This window comes from Paraburkholderia fungorum (assembly GCF_003610895.1).
GTDB classification, from domain to species: Bacteria; Pseudomonadota; Gammaproteobacteria; order Burkholderiales; family Burkholderiaceae; genus Paraburkholderia; species Paraburkholderia fungorum_B.
Genome location: NZ_MCAS01000020.1, coordinates 48,551 through 64,858, shown reverse-complemented (window position 1 = coordinate 64,858; position 16,308 = coordinate 48,551). Strand labels below are relative to the sequence as shown.

Genomic DNA, 16,308 nt, shown 5'->3' with positions numbered 1-16,308 from the left:
GGTTCGATGTCGCCCCACTTCACCGTCACGGACAGCCAGGGCTCGTTGTCCGCCGCTACTGAAACCTTGTTGCGCTCCGCAGCCGTTTCGGTACGCTAACCTTTCGGCGCCGTGCCGGAACTCGCCGCATTGCGACCACCACCGCCGCTACCGCCACCGAAGCCGAAGATTGCGCGCACCCGCTCGCCGCCCGCGAACGCGAGCGACAGCAGCAACAGAAAACCCCACGCACAATCGCCGAAAAACTGCGACACGCCCAGCAGGTTGAACAGACTCGATAGAAACTGCAGCACGGTTGCCGCAAAAAATACGCAGATGATGCGGCCGTGACCGCCGGCCGGATTCACACCGCCCATCACCGCGATCAGAATGGCGATCAGCAGATAGGAGTTCCCGTAGTCCCATTTGGCGCTGGACGTATGCGTCGCGCTGATCAGGCCGGCGAGCGACGCCAGCACGCCGCACATCGCATAGGTCGTAATCAGCATCCGCGCGCGCGGAATGCCGGCATAGAACGCGGCTTTGGGATTGGTGCCCATCAGATAGAGGCGCAGGCCGAACGGGCTGCGTTTGAGCAACCATCCCAGCACGATCACCGCGGCGATAAAGATGCAGAACGCGATCGGCACCTGAAACACCGTACCGTTACCGATATTCGACAACGGGTCGACATAGTCGACGTGCACCGATGCGCCATTGCTGAGCACCACCGCAAACCCCGTGAAGAGCAGTTGCGTGCCGAGCGTGCAGAGAATCGGTGTGAGCCGCAGGCGCGCGATCACCACGCCATTCAGGAGTCCGCCGAGCAGTCCCATCATCACGACGATCGCGCAGAAGAGCGACGTATAGAGCACCGGCGAGTCGTCGCCACTGACGAAGCGCGGTACGACCAGCGCGGCGACCATGCCGGACAGGTTTGCGAGCCCGACGCCCGACAGGTCGATCCCGCCGTTGCCCGACACCATGGATAGCATGATCCCGAGCGCGAGCAGGCCAAGCTCGGGCAACTGGCCGCCCATCGACTGCAGGTTGTCGATATCGACGAATTGCCCGCGCGAAAGCCACGTTGCGGCCAGCACGACGAGTACGTTGACGATCAGCAGAAAATTCAGCTGGCGGTCGCCGAACATTTTTCCAGCGGTGAACGAGGACTTCATGGCGGGCATGATCTCCTTGAGTCTTCGATTAGTCAGGACTGCGCTGAAGATGCCTGGGACAGCTCGGCCGGCTGGTTCAACACGCGGTTCACTTCGTCGAGCGTCGGCATGGAAGGCGCCGTGCCCGGGCGCGTGACGGAAATGCCCGCCAGCGCGCAGCCAAACCGCAGCGCGGTCACGGCGTCGTCACCGCGTGCAAGAGCGGCCGCGAAGCCGCCCGTGAAGCCGTCGCCCGCGCCGGCGGTCTCCACCACGCGGCCGCAGCGATAGGCCGGCACGAGCACGGATTGGGTTGCCGAGTGCAGCAGCGCGCCGCTTTCGCCCAGCGTGACAATGACCGCGCCGACACCCTTTGCGAGCAGCACATCGGCAGCCCGGCGCGCGTCGTCGGCATTCGCGATCGGCACACCCGTGAGCGCGGCGGCTTCGGTCTCGTTGGGGGTGATGTAGTCGCACAACGGGTAGATGTCGTCGTCGAGCGGCAACGCGGGCGCCGGATTGAACACGGTGATGACGCCGTGCCGGCGCGCCACCTCGAGACCGCGGCGCGCCGCCGCGAGCGGCTGTTCGAGCTGCGTGACGAAGACGCGCGCGGCGGCGATATCGGCTTCGATCGCATCGACGTCGGCGGCATTCATCGTGCCGGCCGCACCGGCGGCGACGATGATCGCGTTCATGCCGGTGGTGTCGTCGACGAAGATATGCGCCGCCCCGGTGGACACGCCCTCGATCACCGACGCGCGTGCCGTAATGCCTTCGGCAGACCACGTTTTGCGCGCGATCTCGCCGAACGCGTCGTTGCCGATGCGCGTGCAGAACACCACGTCGGCACCGGCGCGCGCTGCCGCCACCGCCTGATTCGAACCCTTGCCGCCAGGTCCCATTGCGAATGCCGTACCGGCGATCGTCTCGCCGATCAGGGGCATACGCCCGGCGCGAAACGTCAGGTCCGTGACGTAGATGCCGAGAATGACAACACGCCCATTTCGTTGCGACGACGTGTTCATTGGCATTCCCCTTGCGGCGCGTTCATCGTGAAGCATGCGTGCGGGGCATGCGCCGAGCGCAGCACCACGGTGTTCAGATGCAGATTCAGATGCTTCAGCACGTTGTCTCCTCCATGTTCTGGTTGGCGTGCATAGTGTTCAGGCGCGAGCGCCGACTCCCGGTCAGTCTCCGTACGGTATCCAGATGTTCTTCACCTGCACGGCCTGGCGCAGAAACGCACGGCCTTCGCTCGAACGGTCGAACCAGTCGAACTGACGGCCGTAATCGACGAACGTCCGCTTCAGATTGCCGGCCGATTCGCGCTCGACCAGCGTCGAATCCGCCGCATGGCCGAAGCACCAGAGCGCATCGACGTCGTCGTGTTTCGCAAGCGCGGGCAACAAGGCCTTACGCTCACCTGTGACGATATTCAGCACGCCGGCCGGCACGTCCGAGGTTTCGGCCACCTGATAGAAATCGGTCACGGTGAGCGGGCACGCCGCGCCCGGCACCACCACCACCCGATTGCCCATGGCCAGCGCGGGCGCCACCAGCGAGACAAAGCCGAGCAAGGGCGCTTCGTCCGGACAGGCGATGCCGATCACGCCGAGCGGCTCGTGCATCGCCAGCGCGACGCCGCGCAACGGCGGCGTATGCACGGCGCCGTCGAACTTGTCGGCCCATGCCGCGTAAGTAAAGAGACGCGCGACGGCGGCCTCGACTTCCACATGTGCCGCCGCTTCCGTCGCCCCGTTTCTGATCACCAGTTGCCGCGCGAACTCGTCCGCGCGAACAGCCAGGTTCTCCGCGAGATAGAACAGCACCTGGGCGCGGTTATGCGTACTCGCCTGCGACCATTTCTGCGCCGCGCGCGCCGCTTCGACCGCGTTGCGAATGTCTTTGCGGTTACCCTCGCCCACCTCACCGACCAGGGTGCCATCCGGCGCGTGAACCGGCAACGAATAGCCGCTGTCCGGACGCACCTGCTTGCCGCCGATGAAAAGCTTCGCAGTACGGTCGATCAACGTGACATTCGACAACGGCTCGCGCTCGCCGGAGCCTGCTGTCGGTTCAGGCCGTTCAGCGTGCGCGGGCTGACGGACGGCAAGCTTGAGCCAGGCGAGCGGTTTCAGATATTCGTAGATGCCCTCGCGGCCGCCTTCGCGACCATAGCCCGACTCGCGGTAACCGCCGAAGCCGACCGCCGCATCGAACAGATTGGTCGCATTGATCCACACGACGCCGCAGGCAAGGCGCGGCGCGACGTCGAGCGCACGGCCGATGGTTTCGCTCCATACGCTCGCGGCGAGCCCATAGCGCGAGTTATTGGCGAGCGCAATCGCTTCATCCGGCGTGCGAAAACTCATGGTGACCAGCACCGGCCCGAAGATTTCTTCCTGCGCCAGAATGGAAGCCGGCGCCACGCCGGTAACGAGCGTGGGCGGATAAAAACAGCCGCCGGCGGGCATCGCCGTATCAGGCGACTGCCACACCGCACAGCCTTCGCGACGGCCGGTTTCCACCAGCGACTGGATGCGTTCGAGTTGCACCGGGTCGACGATCGCGCCGATATCGATACTCTTGTCGAGCGACGTGCCGACCCGCAGCGTTTCCATGCGGCGCTTCAGCTTCGCAATAAAGCGCGCTTCGATGCCTTCCTGCACGAGCAGGCGCGAACCCGCGCAGCAAACCTGCCCCTGATTGAACCAGATCGCGTCGACGACGCCCTCGACAGCGCCGTCGAGATCCGCGTCGTCGAACACGATGAAGGGCGACTTGCCGCCAAGTTCGAGCGTCAGCGATTTCCCCGTACCCGCCGTGGCCGCGCGAATCAGACGCCCCACTTCCGTCGAACCCGTGAAGGCAATCTTGTCCACCCGCGGATGCTCGACGAGCGCGGCGCCGGTACGGCCATCGCCTGTCACGACGTTCAGCACGCCTGACGGCAAACCGGCCCGATGCGCAAGTTCGGCAAACAGCAACGCCGTGAGCGGCGTGTATTCGGCCGGCTTCAACACGACGCAATTGCCCATTGCGATCGCCGGTGCGATCTTCCACGCGAGCATCAGCAGCGGAAAATTCCACGGCACGATCTGGCCGACCACGCCGAGTGGCGCGTAATCGGCGAATTCGCTCTCCTGCAACTGCGCCCACCCCGCGTGATGCAGGAAGTGCCGCGCGACCAGCGGCACGTCGATATCGCGCGTTTCGCGGATCGGCTTGCCGTTGTCGAGCGCTTCGAGCACGGCAAAAAGGCGGCTATGGCGCTGCACCATGCGCGCGAGCGCATACAGGTGCCGGGCCCGCCCGGCACCGCCCAACGCGAGCCAGCCCGGCTGCGCGGCACGCGCGGCGGCCACTGCTGCGTCGACATCGGCCGCGTCGCCCTGGGCGATGGCCGCGAGCCGCTCGCCGGTGGCGGGCGCGTGCGAGACGAAGCGCTCGCCGGCGGCCGGCGCATGCCACGCTCCGCCGATGAAATGCCCGAAGCCGGCCTCATGTTGCGCGAGCCAGGCGCGCGCGGGTTGATCGTCCTCGGGTGCGGGACCGTACTCCATCGATGAAAAATACTCGGCTACGCTCATGGGATCGGTCTTCAGTTCAGGCTACAGGGTGACGGTTGAAAGCGGAGTAACGGCCGCTCACGTGATGTTCGAGCTGGCGTTCGATATCGGCCAGCAGGCTCGATGCGCCGATACGGAACAGCTCCGGTTCGAGCCATGGCCGGCCGAGCTCCTCCTTCATGAGAATCTGATAGGACAGCACGGACTTCGCGCTCGACACGCCGCCCGCCGGCTTGAAGCCGATCGGCACGCCGGTGCGCTCCTGGTACTCGCGAATCATGCGCACCATCACCAGCGAGACATCCAGCGTGGCGTTGACGCCTTCCTTGCCGGTCGAAGTCTTGATGAAGTCGGCGCCGGCCATCATGCAGACCATCGAGGCGCGCGCCACATTGGAAAGCGTACGGATGTCGCCGGTTGCGAGAATCGCCTTCAGATGCGCCGGGCCGCAGGCCGCGCGGAACTCGCGCACTTCGTCGTAAAGCGCCTGCCAGTTGCCGGTCAGCACGTATTCACGCGTGACGACGATGTCGATTTCCCGCGCACCGTCCGCAACCGAGGCCTCGATTTCCTTCAGCTTCAGCGGATGCGGAATCAGGCCGGCCGGAAATCCCGTGGATACCGCCGCGACCGGAATACCGCTGCCCTGCAGCGCATCCACCGCCGCCGCAACGAAACGGTGATAGACGCAGACCGCGCCCGTCGTAATGCCATGCGGCGCGATGCCGAGCGCTTCGAGCAGATCGGCGCGCACGGGTTGGCGCGCCTTCGCGCAGAGGCGGCGCACGCGCCCCTCGGTGTCGTCGCCGTTGAGCGTGGTGAGGTCGATACAGGTGACGGCCTTGAGCAGCCAGGCCGCCTGCGCATCTTTCTTGACGCTGCGGCGCGTGCCGAGCGTGGCCGTGCGCCGCTCGACCGCGGACTGGTTGACACGCAGGCCGTCGAGCCAGGAGGCATCGAACGGCAGGCCCGGATTGCGAACCGGATGAACGAGCGGGCCGCCGCGCAGCGTAACGACCGAGGAAGAAAGCACAGGGGCTTCAGGCATAAGGCATCCGGAAATTTGACGCGGCGCACCACGGCCGCCGACAAGTTGTTCGCACTTATGCTACAACGATTGATAGAATTATCACAAGCTTTCCGCTTCGATCATTACATAATCAGATGTCCTGCCCTGACTCTGGCCATGAATGTTATTGACGCACCATATTCATGATGCGAAGATAACAAAACGGTTTCGGCCATCAGCGCCATACAAAGAGAAAGCAAAGAGAAAAATTCCGCCGTATCGACGAAGGAGACGTGTCAGATGAGTGAGCCGGTTGCGGTCGCGGCCGCGTCATCGCCTCAGGTTCCATTGATCCGTGTTGCGGGCGTCACCAAACGATTCGGTGGCGTACAGGCGCTGCGCGGCGTCAGCCTCGACGTGTTGCCCGGCGAAGTCCACGCCTTGCTCGGCGAAAACGGCGCGGGCAAATCCACGCTGATCAAGATCCTTAGCGGCGTTCATGCCTATGACGACGGCATCATCGAGATTGCCGGCGAGAAAGTGGCATTCGACTCACCGGCGCGCTCGCGTGAAGCCGGTGTTGCGGTGGTCTACCAGGATCTGAGCCTGGTCGAGTCGCTCTCGGTCGGGGCCAATCTGATGCTGGGGCGCGAACCTCGCACCCGCCTCGGTTTCGTGAAAAACCGCCAACTCATGGCCACCGTGCGCGAATTCCTCCACGCGCACGGCATTCCGCTCGACCCGCGCACACCGGTTGGCGCGTTGCCGTTCGCGTACCGGCAAATGACGGAAATCTGCAAGGCGCTGATGGGCGACGTGCGCGTGCTGATTCTCGATGAACCCACCTCGGCGCTGACGGGCGGCGAAGAGCAGATTCTGTTCGACGCGATTCGCACGGTCACGGATCGCGGCGTCGGCGTGATCTATGTGACGCATCGTCTGAACGAGGTGTTCCGGATTTCGCAGCGCGTCACCGTGTTTCGCGACGGCGCCAATGCCGGCGTGTTCCAGACCGCGCACACCGATATGAAGCAACTGGTCGCGGCGATCGTCGGCCCCGATCATGCCGCCTTGCAGGCGCGGGAGAGGACTGCCGCCGGCATGGCGGGCGACGAACCCGGTGTCGAGCGGCAAACCCTCGCCACCTTCCATGCCGCGGCGGCGCCCATGCTCAAGTTGTCGAAGCTCAGCAATGACCGGCTTCGCCACGTCGATCTGCTGATTCGCCGCGGCGAGATTCACGGGCTCGCGGGATTGATCGGCAGCGGACGCACGGAAATCCTGCAAACCATCTTTGGCATTCGAAAGATCGAGTCGGGCGCCATCGTGATCGACGGTCAATCGCGCGCGCGCATGACGCCTGCCGAAGCGATCCGGCTCGGCGTCGCGCTGGTGCCCGAAGATCGCCATCTTGAAGGGCTCGTCCTCGATCATTCGATCGAACGCAACCTGACCTTGCCGCGGCTGCCGGAATTCTCCCGGTGGGGCTGGCTGCGCAGCCAGGCGGCCGTCAATCAGGCAAAGCGCTCGATGCGGGAGCTGACCGTCAAGGCACCCGGCTCGTCGACCGCGGTCAAGTTTCTGTCCGGCGGCAATCAGCAAAAGGTGGTCTTTGCGAAGTGGAATCACCCGCGTCCCAAGATCCTTCTGCTCGACGAACCGACGGTCGGCGTCGACGTCGGCGCACGCGAGGAGATCTACAGCGTGATCAATGACGCCGCGCATGCGGGCACCGGCGTGCTCGTCGTGTCCTCGGACCTCGATGAACTGTTGCGCCTGTGCGGGCGGATTTCGATCGTCGTGGACGGCTCCATCGTCAAGACCGTCGAGCGTGCCGACCTCGCCAACGCCGAGGCGCTCCATCACCTGATCCAGCTGTCCCGTTCTTCCATCGAGTCCCCCGCTGGGACGTCTTCCAGGGCGCATTCAACATGAACGATTCTGTCTCGCCGATGCCGGCCGAACGGCAGGCATCGCCACCGCGCAAAAGCCGCGTGCGGCGCATCGCGCAACTGCTGCTGCAAGGCGACCGGCCCTATGCGCTGTACGGCGCATTCGCGATCCTGCTGGTGGTGTTCAGCTTCGCCTCGCCCTGGTTTCTCTCCATCGACAACTTCCTGAACATCGGCCGGCAAACCGCGCTCGTGTCGATCGTTGCTGTCGGCATGACCTTCGTGATCATTGCGCGGCAAATCGATCTCTCGGTGGGCTCGACGCTGGCGCTGTCCGGCATGTCCGCGGCGCTCGCCATGGCATATGTGGGCGACAACTGGATCATCGGCGCGATTGCCGGCATCGGCACCGGCGCGATTGTCGGCGCGATCAACGGAGTCGTGACCACGCGGCTGAACATTCCGTCGTTCCTCGTGACGCTCGGCACCTTGAGCGCCGCACGCGGACTGGCCCTGATGGTGACGACAACAAGACCCGAGATCATCACCAACGACTCGTTCATCGCGATCTTCGGCGAGGGCGACATTGCGGGTGTGCCCGTGCCGATCATCTGGACCGGGCTGACCGTGATCGCCGGCATCCTGCTGCTTCATTTCAGCGTGTTCGGCCGGCAGATCTATGCGGCCGGCGGCAATCCGACAGCCGCGCTCTACTCCGGGATCAACACGAGACGCGTGACCACGATCGCCTTCGTGCTCACCGGCATGCTCGCCGGGCTCGCGGCGCTCGTGCTCTCCGCGCGCTCGCATGCGGCACGGCCCGACGTCGTGCAAGGCATGGAGCTCGACGTGATCGCTTCGGTGACGCTCGGCGGCTGCAGTCTGTTCGGCGGACGCGGCTTCGTACTCGGCACGCTGCTCGGCAGTCTCATCATCGGCACGCTCAATAACGGGCTGGTTCTGCTCGGCGTCAGCTCATCGCTGCAGCTGGTGATCAAGGGCGCCATCATCGTCGCGGCGGTGGCCTTCACCCGGAAATGAGTCCGCAAGCAAGCCCGTGGCCCAGCAGCAGACGCGGGCGCATCAATCAAGCGTGAGCTCGTGTGCCCACGCTGTTCGTGAATGGCAGGAGACGTAACACCAACATGAAGACCAACGGAGAAGAATCATGAAACATCGTCGTGGCTCAGGATACGTTCTACCCTCTCTCATGGCAGCCGCCGCAGCCGCCGTCATGGTGCTGGCAGCGCCGGGCGCCTACGCGCAATGCGTGACCAGCCTGCCGGCCGGTTCGATCGGTCCGAAGACGATTGTCGGGCAAGGGCCGAACGGCGAAAAAGCGGCCTCGGTGGATGCCGTCAAGCTGAGCGACGCCGACATCGCCAAAATCAAGGCCGGCAAATTCAAGGTTGGCATTTCGATGCAGACCATGAATCTCGACTGGTCGCAACTGCAGGTGCAAGGCATCACGGATACGCTCAAGAAGTACGGCGTGGAAGTGATCGGCACGGCGTCGGCGGAATATCAGGTCGACAAGCAGATCGCGGATATCGAGAACACCATCCAACGCCATCCGGACGGCATCATCTCCATTCCGGTCGATGGAACGGCCACGGCCGCCACTTACAAGAAAGTGTCCGAAGCCGGCATCAAACTCGTGTTCATGGACAACGTGCCGACCGGCCTGAAGCATCCGGAGCAATACGCGTCGATGATTTCCGCCGACAGCGAAGGCAATGGCCAGATCGCGGCGAAAGTGCTCGCCTCGTGCGTGCCGCAAGGCGCCACCATCGGACTCGTGAATTTCGGCGTGGATTACTTCAGCACCACGGAACGCACCAAGGCCGTCAACGACTGGTTCAAGAAGAATCGGCCGGACATCAAGATCAAACAGGTCGCCTTTACGGACCCCTCGAAGGTGGGACAGATCGCAGGCGATTTTCTGACCGGCAATCCGGACGTCAAGGGACTGTTCGCCGTCTGGGATCAACCGGCGCTCGACACGCTGACGTCGATGCGGGCACAAGGGGTGAATATCCCCGTCACGACGGTCGACCTGGGCCTGCAGTCCGCGATCGAGATCGCCAAAGGCGGACCGCTGAAGGCAACCGGCTCGCAACGGCCGTACGATCAGGGCGTGGCCGAGGCCATGGCGATGATGAAGGCGTTGATCGGCCAGACGCCGCCGGCGTGGATCGGCGTGCAGTCGCTGCCGGTGGTTCAATCGAACGTGCTCGAGTCGTATAAGACCGTGTTCAAGAAGGACCCGCCGCCCCAGCTTGCGGACGCCTGCAAGAAAGCCAAGCCGGCTTGCGGTTGACGCCTCGCCGGTGACACCTTGCCCGGGCGGAGCAAGGTACTATTACGGTTTGGCGTCCGGCGGAGAGCGCATCATGGCTCACACGCGCGGGCGCCCAACGCGGCAAGCCATACCCAGGCGCCGCGGCCGCGCGCATTGACTGTTATGCTCGCGGCCCGCGCTGTCACTCCATCCGCCATCCATGAGTTCTGCAAGCCGCCGTATCGCGCATCTGGACATGGACGCGTTCTACGCGTCCGTCGAACTCCTGCGCTATCCCGAACTGCGCGGCAAGCCGGTGGTGATCGGCGGCGGCCGCAACGGCGCGCCGCAAACGCTTGAAGACGGCAGCCGCCGCTTTGCGAAGCTGCGCGATTACGCGGGCCGCGGCGTGGTGACCACCTCCACCTACGAGGCCCGCGCGCTCGGCGTGTTCTCCGCGATGGGCATGATGAAAGCCGCCGCGCTTGCGCCGGACGCGGTTCTGCTACCCACCGATTTCGAGTCGTATCGCTACTACTCACGCCTGTTCAAGGCGGCGGTCGCAACCTTCACGGACCGGATCGAAGATCGCGGCATCGACGAAATCTACATCGACCTCACCGAGTTGCCGGGCGAGCCGCGCGAGATTGCCGGGCGCATCAAGCAGGCCGTCAATCAGGCAACCGGCCTCACCTGCTCCATTTGCGTCGCGCCGAACAAGCTGCTGGCGAAAATCGGTTCCGAACTCGACAAACCCAACGGTCTCACGATTCTGACGCCCGCGGACGTGCCGTTGCGTGTGTGGCCGCTGCCGGTGCGCAAGGTCAACGGAATCGGACCGAAGGCCGCGGAAAAACTCACCGCGCTCGGTCTCGTCACGGTCGGCGATCTCGCGGCGGCGGACGCGGGCCTGTTGCAGGACCATTTCGGGCGCAGCTATTCGGCGTGGCTCATGCAAGTCGCGCAAGGCTACGACGAGCGGCCGATCGTGGTCGAATCGGAGCCCAAGTCGATGAGCCGCGAGACGACCTTCGAGCGCGATCTGCATCCACGTCACGATCGCCCGGCCCTGTCCAGTTCGTTTACCGGCTTATGCGTGCGGGTGGCGGAAGATCTGGTGCGCAAGGGCTATGTGGGCCGCACCGTCGGCATCAAGCTGCGCTACGACGATTTCCGCACGGTCACGCGCGACCTGACGCTCGACGAACCGACGGCCGACGCCGCCGAGATCCGGCGCGCGGCAACCGAGTGTCTGCGGCGGGTGGAACTGAACCGCAAGCTGCGGCTGCTGGGCGTGCGCGTCAGCGCGTTGACGCCGGCCAACGCGCAAGCGGCGAAGCCGCGCGTACCGGTTCAGGCCGACTTGCCTTTTTTCAGCGACGATTAAGCGGCGACGACTACCCCACGGCCACCGCGGGAACACCGGCATTCGTGCGCGCCGCCGGCACGCTGCTCTCCAGGCCCGACGACGCGATCGAAAATGCAAACGTGTTGATCCCGTTCGCGCTTTCCACCGACACCGTGCCGCGATGCATCTCGGCAATCGCCTTCACGATCGCGAGACCCAGCCCATGGTTTTCGCGGCTATTGGTGCGTGATACTTCCGCGCGATAGAAGCGGTCGAACAGGTGCTCGAGCACGGCCGGTTCGATCGGCTCGCCCGGGTTGGCCACCGCCACGTGCAGTTGATCCGCGGCATTCGAGATCGTCACCGTAATCGCCGCGCCGGGCGCACAGTGCTGGATCGCGTTCATCAGCAGATTCGTGCAGGCGCGGCCGAACAGCGAGCGGTTCACACGCGCCACCGCATCGCCGCGCAACTGCGCTTGCACCTGCGCTTCTTCGAACGGTATCTCCAGAAACTCCAGTGTGTGCGCAACCTCGGCGGCCAGCGACACCTCGACGAGGCCAGTCGCGCGTTCGCCCTGGTCGGCGCGAGCAAGGAACAGCATGTCGTTGATGATCGCGCGCATGCGCTCGAACTCTTCGAGATTCGATTGCAGCGTATGGCGCAAATCGTCGACCGAGCGGTTGCGTGTCAACGCCACTTCGGTCTGACCGATCAGAATCGTCACCGGCGTGCGCAGTTCGTGAGCGACATCCGCGTTGAACGATTCGAGGCGCCCATAGGCGCCGTCCAGACGTTCGAGCGCACCGTTGAACGAGTTGGCCAGATCGCTCAGTTCAAGCGGCAGCGAGGCCGTATTCAGACGTTGCGAGCGATTATTCGGGCTCACCGCGGACGCGTCTCTCGTCAAGCGCGTCAACGGTGCAAGGCCGAGACGCGTGACCGAGTAACTCAGCAGCAGCACGGCGAGACTCCCCAACGCGGACAGCGCGGCGAGGGTCGAGCCGAACACGCGCATCGTGCGGGCGTTCGGCGAACAACTGGCGGCGGCCTGCAATTGCACGGGCGGGCGGGCGCCGTAAGCCGGTATCGTCACGTTGATGGTGAGCATATCCGCGCCGCCGCCGACCGGCGAAATCTTCGCGTAGCCGCCCTGCCAGTTCGATACGACCGGCCCCTCGACAGGCTTGCCATAGTGGAAATACGGATCGGTGCTCGACACGGCATAGACAGTGCTGCCGTCGTGCGGCGTCATGTCGGTGAGCTTTTCGCGGGCCATACGCCATTTTTCGGGCGTCACCGCGTGGTAGACGATAATGCGCGCGATCTCGGCGCGAGCGTCGAGCGATTCGCGCAGATGGTGTTCGAGTTGCGTGCGCAACACCAGAAACAGACACGTGCCCACCAGCGTGAACACGAGCAGCGCCACCAGCGCGAACATCAGCGCAAGGCGGCGTGCGATAGAACGGTTCATGATTGTTCTGCCTCTTCACGTACTTCGAGCACGTAGCCCATGCCGCGCACGGTGTGCAGCAGCTTCGAGGAAAACGGGCCGTCGAGTTTGGCGCGCAGCCGCTTGATCGCGGTTTCGACCACGTTCGTATGGCTGTCGAAATTGACGTCCCACACGAGTTCGGTGATCGCGGTCTTCGAGAGAATGTCGCCCTGGCGGCGCGCCAGCACGCTGAGCAACTGGAATTCCTTGGCGGTCAGATCGAGCCGCACGCCGTCACGGGTGGCGCGCCGGCCGATCAGATCGACGAACAGATCGCCCACGGAAATCAGCGTGGATTCCTGCGAGCGCGTGCGGCGTGCCAGGGCATGGAGCCGCTCGACCAGTTCGAGAAAGGAAAAGGGTTTGGTGAGGTAGTCGTCAGCGCCTTCACGCAGGCCCCGTACGCGGTCGTTCACATGATCGCGGGCAGTCAGCATGATGACCGGGGTCGACTTGCGCATGCGCAGCGCCTTGAGCACGCTGAAACCGTCGCGCTTGGGCAGCATCACGTCGAGGACGATCACGTCGTAGTCGAATTCGGTTGCCAGATGCATGCCTTCCTCGCCGTCCAGCGCGACATCGACGACCCAGCCCTGCTCTGTCAAACCGGAGCGCAGGTAGTCCACCACCTTATGCTCGTCTTCAACGATCAGCAATTTCATGCGCGTCCCCTTGTCTCTGCATTATACGAAACGCCTCGTTTTACGCTTTTCCTGTCTGGCCGTGTCATTGTCAGGCGGCTCACTTCGCGGGAGCCATCGCCTCCTTCGTGTTCGCCGCGTTCGCTACGTTCGTTGCGTTTGCTACGTTCGTTGCGTTTGCTACGTTCGCTACGTTCGTTGCGTTGGCCGTGTCGCGAGGCTGCTGCGTGCCCGCCAGGTCCGTGCTCGCGTCCCAGCCGCCGCCGAGCGCCTTCACCAGTGAAACCGAGAGGCTCATCTGCTGGCCGTGAATCTGCACGTCCTGACGCTCGCTGGTAAGCAGCGACTGCTGCGCGGTGATCACGTCGAGATACGCCACGAGGCCGCCCGAGTAGCGGTCGTTGGCGAGCGCCAGCAGATGCTGCGCATCGGTCACCGCCTCGTGCGACTGCTTCGCCGCGCCGTCCAGCACCGAGAGGCCGGTGATGCCGTCCTGCACCTGCTGGAATGCGGTCAGCACGGTTTGCCGGTAGTTCGCCTCGCTGGCCTGGTAGCCCGCGCTCGCATACTTCACGTTGGCCGCGCGGCGGCCGCCGTCGAACAGCACCTGGCCGACCGTCGCGCCGAGCGTCCACATCAGTGTGGGCGCGCTCAGCAGGCTGGCGAACTGCGTGCTTTCCCAGCCGATGCCCGGCATCAGCGTCAGGCTCGGGAAAAACGCCGCCTTGGCGACGCCGATCTGCGCGTTCGCCGCCGCCATTGCGCGTTCCGCCGAGGCGATATCCGGGCGGCGCTGCAATACGTCGCTAGGAAGACCGAGCGGAATCGGCGGCACCTGCGTGTCGAGCACGCGGGACTCGATGGCGAACTGCGGCGCGGGCACGCCGACCAGCGCGGCAATTGCATGTTCTTGCTGCGCACGCTGATTTAGCAGCAATTGCGCCTGCACACGCGTCGAGTCGAGCAGTGACTTCTGCTGCAGCACGTCGAGCCCGGACACCGAGCCGAGATCGTGCTCGGCCGAAACGTAATCGAGCGCCTTCTGCTGCAGTTTCACCGATTGATTCAGCACGTCGATCTCGGCGTCGAGTTCACGCAGCGAGAAATAGTCGGTGGCGAGATCGGTGGTGAGCACGAGCCGCGCGTTGGCGAGGTCGTCGGCCGATTGCTGCGCGGAGGCCGTGGCGCCTTCCACCTCACGACGTATCCGGCCAAATAGATCGGTGTCGTAGTTGATGGTCGGGCCGAGTTGCAGATTGTTCTGCACCGTCGACGTGGTCGGCGTGTTGTAATTGGTGAGCGGCCGGTCCTTCGAAATCCGGAAGCGCGAGCCGGTCGCGTTCAGATCGACCTCGGGAATCTGCTGCGCGCGGGTGTTGGCGAGCGTCGCTTTGGCCTGCTCATAGTGGGCGCTTGCCGCGGCCAGAGTCTGATTCTGCGCGAGCGCCTGCGTTTCCAGCGTGGTGAGCGTCGGATCGCCAAACGCGCTCCACCAGTCAGGCGTGATCGGTGCATGCGAAGGCGCCGCGACACGCCAGTACGAATCGGTTTGCCAGCCCGGCGGCACCTCGGCTTGCGGCCGCTGATAATCCGGGCCCACCGTGCACGCAGCCAGCAAGGCCGCGCTCGCGGCGATGGCAAACGTCGTGCGTGTGGTTCGTGATGGGCGTGCCTCGCCAGCGCCCGCCTGCTTCGCGATCACGACGCCCCCTTGCCGTTTTTCTGCGGCTGCGAGACCTGCACGTGATCGCCGTCCGCGATCGAATCGCTCGGGTTGATGATGATCCTGTCGTTCGCCTCGATGCCGCTTTCGATTTCGAGCGACTGCCCCAGGTCCTGCGCGATCACGATCTTGCGTAACGCCACATTGCCCTTGTCGTCGACCACCGCGACCCGCGGACCCTCGGCGCGAAACAGCAGGGCATTGCCCGGCACCAGCCATTTCGCATGGGCCACCGCCGGAACGGCCACCTGCACATAGGCGCCGGGCCGCAGCTTGTCGTCGGGATTCGGCAACGTCACTTCGATTTGCAGCGAGCGGGTCGGCACGTCGATCGCGCCCGACATGTGCGTGATCGTGCCGTGGAACTGCTGACCCGGCAATTCAGCCTGAGTGACCACGACCTTTTGCCCGACCGACACGTTTTGCGCATACGCCTGCGGCAACTGCACGTAGACCCGCAGCGGATCCGACTGCGCGAGCGCGAACAGCGCGCGGCTCGTGCCGCTGCCCGCGTCGATCAGGTCGCCGACGTCGACATTGCGCTGCGTGACCACGCCCGCAAACGGCGCGACGATGCGCTTGAACGATTCGAGTTGCTGCAGGCGTTTCACGTTGGCATCCGCAGCGGCGAGGTTGGCGACGCCCTGCGTATAGGTGCTTTGCCGTTCGTCGAGTTCCTGCTGCGAAACCGCATCGCGTTGACGCAGTTGTTGCCAGCGATCCAGCGAGCTTTTCGCAAGACCGAGACTCGAACTGGTTTGCTGACGTTGCGCGAGCGCCTGCGCGAGTTCCTGATCGATTTCCGGCGTATCCAGATCGGCGAGCAGTTGCCCCTGCTTCACACGCGTGCCGATATCGACATACCAGTGCAGCAGATAACCCGTGGAGCGCGCGTAAATCGGCGATTCGACATTGCCGCGCAAGGTACCCGGCAACAGGGTGTCGCCACCGCCTTCCGTTTGCGTCGGACTCACCACGTTCACATATTGCACCGCGTTCTGCCTGGTCGTTTCGGCGACCGAACGGCTTTGCAGAACATTCGCGATCACCGTGCGCAACGCGCCCACGGCGAGGAGCGCCAGTACGATCCAGATCGCGATCTTGGCGCGCTTCCATTCGCGGCCACGGGGCGGCAAGGCATGTCCACCCTCGGTCTCCCGCGCGGGAATCGCCAGCGATGCATGAGTTTTTTCGGTCATCTCAGTCAGCCA

12 protein-coding genes are annotated in these 16,308 nt (G+C 64.4%); 4 read left to right on the top strand and 8 right to left on the bottom strand.

Features of this window, described 5'->3' with window-relative positions:
- Positions 1-95 precede the first annotated feature (95 nt).
- From BCY88_RS19715 to deoC, 4 genes are all read right to left on the bottom strand, one after another.
- Positions 96-1,157, bottom strand: a complete 1,062-nt coding sequence (locus tag BCY88_RS19715) for an ABC transporter permease (RefSeq protein WP_120345879.1) — start codon at positions 1,155-1,157, stop codon at positions 96-98.
- Positions 1,158-1,189: 32 nt separating this feature from the next.
- Positions 1,190-2,164, bottom strand: a complete 975-nt coding sequence (gene rbsK / locus BCY88_RS19710; protein WP_120345878.1) for a ribokinase — start codon at positions 2,162-2,164, stop codon at positions 1,190-1,192.
- Between the two features lie 162 nt (positions 2,165-2,326).
- Positions 2,327-4,729 (bottom strand): aldehyde dehydrogenase family protein, encoded by a 2,403-nt coding sequence (locus tag BCY88_RS19705; protein WP_120345877.1) that lies wholly within the window; start codon positions 4,727-4,729, stop codon positions 2,327-2,329.
- 16 nt (positions 4,730-4,745) lie between these two features.
- Entirely contained in the window at positions 4,746-5,756 is a 1,011-nt protein-coding gene (gene deoC, locus BCY88_RS19700) for a deoxyribose-phosphate aldolase (protein WP_120345876.1), read from the bottom strand.
- A 261-nt stretch (positions 5,757-6,017) separates the two neighbouring features.
- Between deoC and BCY88_RS19695 the strand changes: the two genes are divergently transcribed.
- The 4 genes from BCY88_RS19695 (at position 6,018) to dinB (ending at position 11,277) form a co-directional block, all read left to right on the top strand.
- Positions 6,018-7,652 (top strand): sugar ABC transporter ATP-binding protein, encoded by a 1,635-nt coding sequence (locus BCY88_RS19695; RefSeq protein WP_120345875.1) that lies wholly within the window; start codon positions 6,018-6,020, stop codon positions 7,650-7,652.
- On the top strand, positions 7,649-8,650 hold the full coding sequence (locus BCY88_RS19690; RefSeq protein ID WP_120345874.1) for an ABC transporter permease: 1,002 nt from the start codon (positions 7,649-7,651) through the stop codon (positions 8,648-8,650). The genes BCY88_RS19695 and BCY88_RS19690 overlap by 4 nt, the downstream gene beginning before the upstream one ends.
- Before the next feature lie 127 nt (positions 8,651-8,777).
- Positions 8,778-9,929: a substrate-binding domain-containing protein gene (locus BCY88_RS19685; protein WP_120345873.1), complete on the top strand. Its 1,152-nt coding sequence runs from the start codon at positions 8,778-8,780 to the stop codon at positions 9,927-9,929.
- Between the two features lie 181 nt (positions 9,930-10,110).
- Entirely contained in the window at positions 10,111-11,277 is a 1,167-nt protein-coding gene (gene dinB / locus BCY88_RS19680) for a DNA polymerase IV (protein ID WP_120345872.1), read from the top strand.
- Positions 11,278-11,287: 10 nt separating this feature from the next.
- On the opposite strand, the gene BCY88_RS19675 is transcribed toward dinB, so the two are convergent.
- The 4 genes from BCY88_RS19675 to BCY88_RS19660 form a co-directional block, all read right to left on the bottom strand.
- Positions 11,288-12,712 (bottom strand): heavy metal sensor histidine kinase, encoded by a 1,425-nt coding sequence (locus BCY88_RS19675; protein WP_120345871.1) that lies wholly within the window; start codon positions 12,710-12,712, stop codon positions 11,288-11,290.
- Positions 12,709-13,395: a heavy metal response regulator transcription factor gene (locus BCY88_RS19670; RefSeq protein ID WP_091802526.1), complete on the bottom strand. Its 687-nt coding sequence runs from the start codon at positions 13,393-13,395 to the stop codon at positions 12,709-12,711. Before BCY88_RS19670 ends, BCY88_RS19675 begins: the two co-directional genes overlap by 4 nt.
- 79 nt (positions 13,396-13,474) lie before the next feature.
- On the bottom strand, positions 13,475-15,010 hold the full coding sequence (locus BCY88_RS19665) for an efflux transporter outer membrane subunit (protein WP_120345922.1): 1,536 nt from the start codon (positions 15,008-15,010) through the stop codon (positions 13,475-13,477).
- A 62-nt stretch (positions 15,011-15,072) separates the two neighbouring features.
- Positions 15,073-16,296 (bottom strand): efflux RND transporter periplasmic adaptor subunit, encoded by a 1,224-nt coding sequence (locus BCY88_RS19660; RefSeq protein ID WP_120345870.1) that lies wholly within the window; start codon positions 16,294-16,296, stop codon positions 15,073-15,075.
- Positions 16,297-16,308: the final 12 nt, after the last annotated feature.

What these genes read in the sequence shown, in the direction of transcription:
- BCY88_RS19715 (WP_120345879.1), bottom strand. Translation starts at nt 1,157, where the DNA reads ATGAAGTCCTCGTTCACCGCTGGAAAAATGTTCGGCGACCGCCAGCTG.
- rbsK (WP_120345878.1), bottom strand. Translation starts at nt 2,164, where the DNA reads ATGAACACGTCGTCGCAACGAAATGGGCGTGTTGTCATTCTCGGCATC.
- BCY88_RS19705 (WP_120345877.1), bottom strand. Translation starts at nt 4,729, where the DNA reads ATGAGCGTAGCCGAGTATTTTTCATCGATGGAGTACGGTCCCGCACCC.
- deoC (WP_120345876.1), bottom strand. Translation starts at nt 5,756, where the DNA reads ATGCCTGAAGCCCCTGTGCTTTCTTCCTCGGTCGTTACGCTGCGCGGC.
- BCY88_RS19695 (WP_120345875.1), top strand. Translation starts at nt 6,018, where the DNA reads ATGAGTGAGCCGGTTGCGGTCGCGGCCGCGTCATCGCCTCAGGTTCCA.
- BCY88_RS19690 (WP_120345874.1), top strand. Translation starts at nt 7,649, where the DNA reads ATGAACGATTCTGTCTCGCCGATGCCGGCCGAACGGCAGGCATCGCCA.
- BCY88_RS19685 (WP_120345873.1), top strand. Translation starts at nt 8,778, where the DNA reads ATGAAACATCGTCGTGGCTCAGGATACGTTCTACCCTCTCTCATGGCA.
- dinB (WP_120345872.1), top strand. Translation starts at nt 10,111, where the DNA reads ATGAGTTCTGCAAGCCGCCGTATCGCGCATCTGGACATGGACGCGTTC.
- BCY88_RS19675 (WP_120345871.1), bottom strand. Translation starts at nt 12,712, where the DNA reads ATGAACCGTTCTATCGCACGCCGCCTTGCGCTGATGTTCGCGCTGGTG.
- BCY88_RS19670 (WP_091802526.1), bottom strand. Translation starts at nt 13,395, where the DNA reads ATGAAATTGCTGATCGTTGAAGACGAGCATAAGGTGGTGGACTACCTG.
- BCY88_RS19660 (WP_120345870.1), bottom strand. Translation starts at nt 16,296, where the DNA reads ATGACCGAAAAAACTCATGCATCGCTGGCGATTCCCGCGCGGGAGACC.